Consider the following 5,843-nt stretch of genomic DNA (forward strand, 5'->3'; position numbering starts at 1 on the left):
CAGAACCATGCGCACGGCACGTTCACGGACTTCAGGGGAGTAGGTCGTAGTCTTTTTCATGGCCTCATCTTCTCAAGAGTTGAGGCCTCCACGAAACCCGGGGCGGTTCAGGTTGGGATAAGTATTCAGCGCCCAAATGGACGTACCTGAGCGCTTGGGGCAACTGCCAGTGCTTGCGAACCGGCCGCTCTGAATCTGTCGAGTCAGGCCGGAATCGGCCAAAAGCGGTCACCGAGTGACTGCGAAATTAGGGGCGATTCAACTATCCACTATCAGAGTTGAGGCGGCAGGTGGATCGACGAGAACAATTTATAGCGAAATAGCAATATCACAGCTTCCGGGAAGGTGCTGGGCGCTTAGGGGAACTCGAATCATTACCGGCACTTGCTGAATTCTTGCTCGACTGAGTTATCGGGAGCGTTGAGCCCTTTGATTTTTTGCCGGAGATCGTCATCGAAAGGTTAGTTCCGCTCCCGATTCGCTTGAAGAATTTGATGTCCTTTTCCATTGCACTTTTCTCCTCATCCCAAGCGCCCTGATACCCAAGCGCGCTTAGAGAGAAGCCTTGCTGCACCAAGGCTTGTAACATCTGGGGATATCGCTTGTAGTGGAAGTCCCATGCAGTCAGAAACTTTGTCCTGACATGAGGCGAAGGATGGTTCCGCATTTGATTGTGGATGTCGTGCAGAAAACGGACTTGCCAAGGAAGAAAAGGTGCGGGGTTATCGTCTAGGGTGCCGGCGTGTGCAGGGTATTGTCCCTTGCAACGCTGGTCCAAATATTCGAGATGCCGGTTCAGGTACACAAACGAGAATTTGTCGTTGAACGGGGCAAGGCGAAAAAATTGGTTGTACCGGGCGCAAGTCGTGTCCATAAACAAACCCAGCGAAGGTATGTCTTTCTCTGCATTGTATGCATCAATTAGCGCGCCTCCGAAGAAGCACTCCACGTTATCTAAACGGTAGTGGAGGAAGTCACCGGCAACTAAGGTGGCCCTGAAGTAGATATCCTGCCCTGTGAGCATGTGGTGCAAGTGCTCCGCAAACTCTGTTAGGTACCAAACGTAGTGCTCACGATCAGCATCGCTGTCGGCCGGTTTTACGTTGTAGACTAACACGGTGTCTGAGAATACGATTGTTCTGAAACCATCGTGCTGATGGGAGTTCAGCCTGTTCAGGATCGCGTAAACGCGAGCAACCTTTCGCGGGTCTTTTCGGGTCATTTCAGAAAACCCGAGGATGTCGATGTAGAGCAAAATTCGGTCAGTCATCACATATCCCTTGATTCGACGGAGCTAGCCACAGTTTGCAGGGATTCACACTGAAATTGAAGCTGATAATTCCCTTTAAGTGTCCGCTTCTGGCCGCAAGCAGCCACCTTCGGCGGCCATTCTTGACCGGCTCGGTCTACCGATCACTATCTGACTATTATGAACGCACTTCACCGTCGTCATTCGTTGCCCATTCACCGTACTGGCTCTGCGCTCAGGAAGACGCACCGTCATCTGCCGTCCGTTTCTCGTCGCAGTCGGAGCCTTGCACTTAAACCTTTGATGCCTGATCCGTGAAAACGCTGAAGACCAGTATTCATGTGGCTTGCCCCCTTCACGACACCTTTTAACGACACCCCTTCACGACGCCAGTTGCCCGGCTAAAGCCCGTGAAAGCGCTGAAGCCCAGTATTGATGTGGCTTGCGGCCACAACACCCCTTCACGACACCTCTTGACGACACCCCTTCACAACGCTAACCACCTGGGAAAAGCCCGTGAAAACGCTGAAGCCCAGGATTCATGCGGCTTGCGGCCACAACACCCCTTTACGACACCCTTTCCAGCAAATCGGTAAGTTTCTCTATGGGAGGTGAAGCGTCAGACTCCCATAGGCAATAGATGGGAGGTGAGCCCTATTTTTACGATGTGTCGCGAAGCGGATGTCAGGGCCACCCAGATGCATCAGATCAGCCACTTGGGTTTTCCGAGGTCGAGGGGACACTGGGCTCACCTACATTGAGGAGCGCCACCATGACCTTATTTGCCACTATGGCCAACTTGATGGCCTCAATCGCCCAGCCGACAAAACCGCTGTACACCACAGTGTGTATATCCCATCCAAGGGAAAGCAGTCATGCTGCATGACGGTCTCAATATCCGCAGTGAGCGCACGCGGTACCAGTATCCCGAGTCGCTGACCGGCGAAGGACAGAAATCGACCTACCCGTTCGATCTTCACATCGACGATAACGCGGTCTGGGTCGAGCCCGTCATGCAGACTCAGGCTGACAATTGCAGCCTGCAGAGCAGCTTAATGAAGCTGATGGAAGACGGTTGGGTAAACACGGCCAACGGACAGCCGATGATGGATGGCTGCCTCGATGTCATGGGCAATGCTTACGGCATGGACTCGATGAGCGAGAGTCTGTAGTTCGATCACGGTGGCGCGTTCGCAGACTGACTCAGCGCCCGCCAGTACCTGGCGCTAGAACGTTAAACCAGCATGAAGAAAATGCTGCGCGTTTCTGTACAGTGAACGAGTCTCTTAGACTCTGATGCACATAAGCATGGGGGAAGAACATGGACCGATTTGAGCTACTAATCTATTCAGTGTTCGGCGTGCTCTGCGCCTTGGGGGTAACAGCCGCGATTGGTTACAGGATCGCCGCTTACCTGGACAAGAAGCACGACAACAGCAAACACAGCGAAACACGCCCGAACTCGACTGCCGATTAATTGAATCAAGTGCGCCATCAGCTCACGTTCAAGCATGCGCCCAGTTCAAGGAGGATGACATCGTGGACAAAGTAGAATGCCAGTGCTGTAAGAGGATGATGGTTCCGAAGGTGATCACCAGCGCTCCGCTTTACGTGAGCGGAGTTCCCGTAGGGGGTGGTGATCCTGAGTCATCTGTATGCCCCTTCTGTCTGTCGACAAAGTGGATGCTTACCGAGCGCCAGGCTTTGGCCGCGGGAAGGGCCAACGTAGAGTTCTACGGCATCATGGTTCTCGCCCTAGTAAGCATCGTTGCCTTCGTCCGTTTCGGCGAACTGGCGGGCGCTGTAGCGCTTGCGATTTCAGTCGCAACCGTTTTCATGCGCACAAGGGTGATTCGAACCCTGCGCCGTCGCCTGGGCCGTTGAACGAACCAATTCTCCACAGGCGATCGGAATGCTACCCAAGAGGAGAATATAGCGGGGTTAAATACGCACGGATGTCGCTACTACTCGACAGGATGTAAAACTGCGTCGTTACTTAGTCATTTGATCACGGATTTATAATTACTGTGGTGTTACTGGCCCCTGTATGGCGAGCGGTAGCCCGAATCACAGGCCTGTACCGAGCAGTTCACCAACGCACTGGCGCAGCCCCCTTCCAAGCCGCTCTTTTAAGCACCGAAGGTTTGCCCCTCCAAAGGTGAGCTTGCAAGTTCAATTCCTGTCTGGGACGCCATATTTAAAATGGCCTACAGCATTAATAAGGATTCGCGCTGCCTTCCATGGGTGTAAGATGTGTGCAAAAAAATGATTGCAGGCTCATAGCCTCCCACGCGAAGCAGCGTTGAATTACCTTATGCGCTCAATTTCGCTGGCACGACAGGGGAAGCAAAATGAACAAGCTAGGGAGAAACGACGAATGCTGGTGTGGCTCGGGCAAAAAATTTAAGAAATGTCACCTTGGTCGCGAGTCAGCTCAGCCACATAAACCTTGGGATCTTAGCGCTGCCCACAGGAAACATTTCTCGAAGAAGCTGTGTTCAGCCCCCGACGCCTTTCATTCACAATGCTCGGGGTCAATCATTGCTGCACATACTGTGCCCCGGTCGGGAAGCTTGAACCAGATCGCAGATGATGGACACGTTATGTCTTTCATGCCGTCTCTAGAGGGGCTGATCAAGCACAATGGTGTTTTGAAACCTGAAAGGGTGGGTGTCCGAAGAGCTTCTACATTCAGCGGCTTCTGTTCCACCCATGATGATGGGCTTTTTGCGCCAATTGAGAAGGATGCATTCGTAGGGAGCCAGGAACAGTGCTTCCTTCTGGCCTACCGTGCTTATGCACGAGAGATTTACACTAAACGTGCGGCGTCGGAGCAGGCCAAGCTTTATAAGGACCTGGATAGGGGGCGTTCGCCAGATCGACAGATTGAAATCCAAGCGTTCGCCCACCTCCACGGCGCAGGAATTGATGCTGCGTTACGTGACATAAAAATTCATAAAGCGCGCTTTGACAGATGCTTGACGAGTGAAGACTTCTCATCGGTGCGCTCCTACATCATCGAGCTAGAAGGTGCACCACCAGTAATGTGTAGTGGTACCTATGCGCCTAATGTCGATTTTTGGGGGAGGCAGTTGCAGGATATGGCTGATCTAGCACTGGTCCCAGAACTAATGAGCGTGACCTCTTTCTTTGGCGGAGAAAAGGGGCAGATAATTTTTTCATGGATGGCTGAGGACGACAGATGTTGCATGGCTCTAATCAAAAGCTTGGAGCAAATCAATGACGATGATCTGTCCTCTACGCTTGTAGCCTATTTCTTTGACCATTTTGAAAATGTTTTTGCCTCTCCGTCTTGGTGGGATGGATTAGGGCAGTCGAATCAAGATGCCTTGATCCAACGAATGATCGGTGAAGTAGGTGTCGCATTTGGGCTCGTGCCACCTAGCAAGTCGCCTTTCAAAATAGCACCGTGGGTCATATCCAGGCGCTATCGAGTCGGCTTCTAGGGGTTGGAATCTCGAATGCGCAGTACTGTGGTAGACGAGCAATTGGCGTGCCTCGCGGTGGCTCGAATACCCAGGCCCGCAGCCAGGAGCTCTTTTACGCGATTGTGTAGATTCTCGTCGATTGGGCGGCCCTGATATTTACCGGCCAGTTTTGCCTTCTGGATACCTTGGGCCTGGCGCTCGCGGCGCTGCTCGTAGTCCTTCCGGGCGATCGCCGCCATCATTTCTACTAGCATCGAGTTGATGGCGGCCAGCATCCTTTGAGTGAACTCGTCGCCCTGCGTATCGCGCATACCTTGGTGACTGGTGGGCAGATCCAGAGCGACGATGCGCAAGCCCTTGGCGTCGATCGCACCCCTGAGCTTGGCCCAGTCACCGGCGGGGAGCCGGGATAGGCGGTCGATGGACTCGACCAGCAACACGTCACCCGTGCGGGCATCATTGAGCAGGCGGAGTAATTCAGGCCGATCCGCGGCTGCACCGCTGGCGTTCTCCAGATACTCGCAGGCGATGACCTTGTTGTGGTCGCTGGAGAACTTCTCCAGGGAGACCCGAGCGCGGCCAGCGTCTTGCTTGTCGGTAGATGCACGAAGATAAGCACGGATGAACATAGTACAACCTGTATCAGTTAGGGTGTTGTCCTAAAGCTGTTGCACTTTAGGTGTTACTTTTCAATATAAAAGGCTGACAAAGCCGAAAATTTCCCGTATCAGCCTAGGCATACCCAAAAATCGCCGCAGGATGCGAAAAACCACGGCGACACAACCCAGCAGAACTAGAACTATTTCCCTACGAAGTAGAGCGCCCTGCCCTGATTGAAGATTGCCGCTGGGATCGAGTCTTTTCTCAGCCGCTGACCAGGGTGGTAGATGTAGATCCACTCAGGCAGGTATTGCGATACAAGCAGCATGGCTTCCGATGCAGTCATGTCGTTCTTGTAGGCATCAAGCGTGAACTGATTGTCACGTATGAAGATCGGCCCGTAGCTGAGTGGCGATCTCAGAAAGCTCGGCGATTTAGGCTCTGTATGAAAACCTTTGAAACGCCACCAGAGCCGCTGAAAGCCTGATTTTCCGTAGAGTTCTCACCTTTTAGGCGAAGCATTCTGCCATGCCCAAGCGATACGA

General features: G+C 52.9%; 5 protein-coding genes and 1 pseudogene. 4 read left to right on the forward strand and 2 right to left on the reverse strand.

The genetic code is table 11. The annotated features are described in order from the left end of the window. Positions 1-328: 328 nt before the first annotated feature. On the reverse strand, positions 329-1,270 hold the full coding sequence (locus NJF35_RS24315; protein ID WP_253091593.1) for a hypothetical protein: 942 nt from the start codon (positions 1,268-1,270) through the stop codon (positions 329-331). Between the two features lie 854 nt (positions 1,271-2,124). Between NJF35_RS24315 and NJF35_RS24320 the strand changes: the two genes are divergently transcribed. The 4 genes and pseudogenes from NJF35_RS24320 to NJF35_RS24330 all read left to right on the forward strand — a co-directional run bounded on the left by NJF35_RS24320 (position 2,125) and on the right by NJF35_RS24330 (position 4,716). Further along, entirely contained in the window at positions 2,125-2,421 is a 297-nt protein-coding gene (locus NJF35_RS24320) for a hypothetical protein (protein WP_079868391.1), read from the forward strand. A gap of 367 nt (positions 2,422-2,788) precedes the next feature. Beyond that, positions 2,789-3,133, forward strand: coding sequence for a hypothetical protein (locus NJF35_RS24325; RefSeq protein ID WP_253091594.1), 345 nt, complete (start codon positions 2,789-2,791; stop codon positions 3,131-3,133). A gap of 467 nt (positions 3,134-3,600) precedes the next feature. Then, positions 3,601-3,669, forward strand: a pseudogene (locus NJF35_RS24950) (SEC-C metal-binding domain-containing protein); the annotation flags it as partial. 153 nt (positions 3,670-3,822) lie between these two features. Beyond that, positions 3,823-4,716: a hypothetical protein gene (locus tag NJF35_RS24330; protein WP_253091595.1), complete on the forward strand. Its 894-nt coding sequence runs from the start codon at positions 3,823-3,825 to the stop codon at positions 4,714-4,716. Here the strand turns inward: NJF35_RS24330 and NJF35_RS24335 are convergent. Continuing rightward, on the reverse strand, positions 4,713-5,327 hold the full coding sequence (locus NJF35_RS24335; protein ID WP_253091596.1) for a recombinase family protein: 615 nt from the start codon (positions 5,325-5,327) through the stop codon (positions 4,713-4,715). The two genes, NJF35_RS24330 and NJF35_RS24335, sit on opposite strands and share 4 nt — an antisense overlap. Positions 5,328-5,843 lie beyond the last annotated feature (516 nt).

The organism is Pseudomonas guariconensis (assembly GCF_024127895.1).
Classification (GTDB): Bacteria; Pseudomonadota; Gammaproteobacteria; order Pseudomonadales; family Pseudomonadaceae; genus Aquipseudomonas; species Aquipseudomonas guariconensis_B.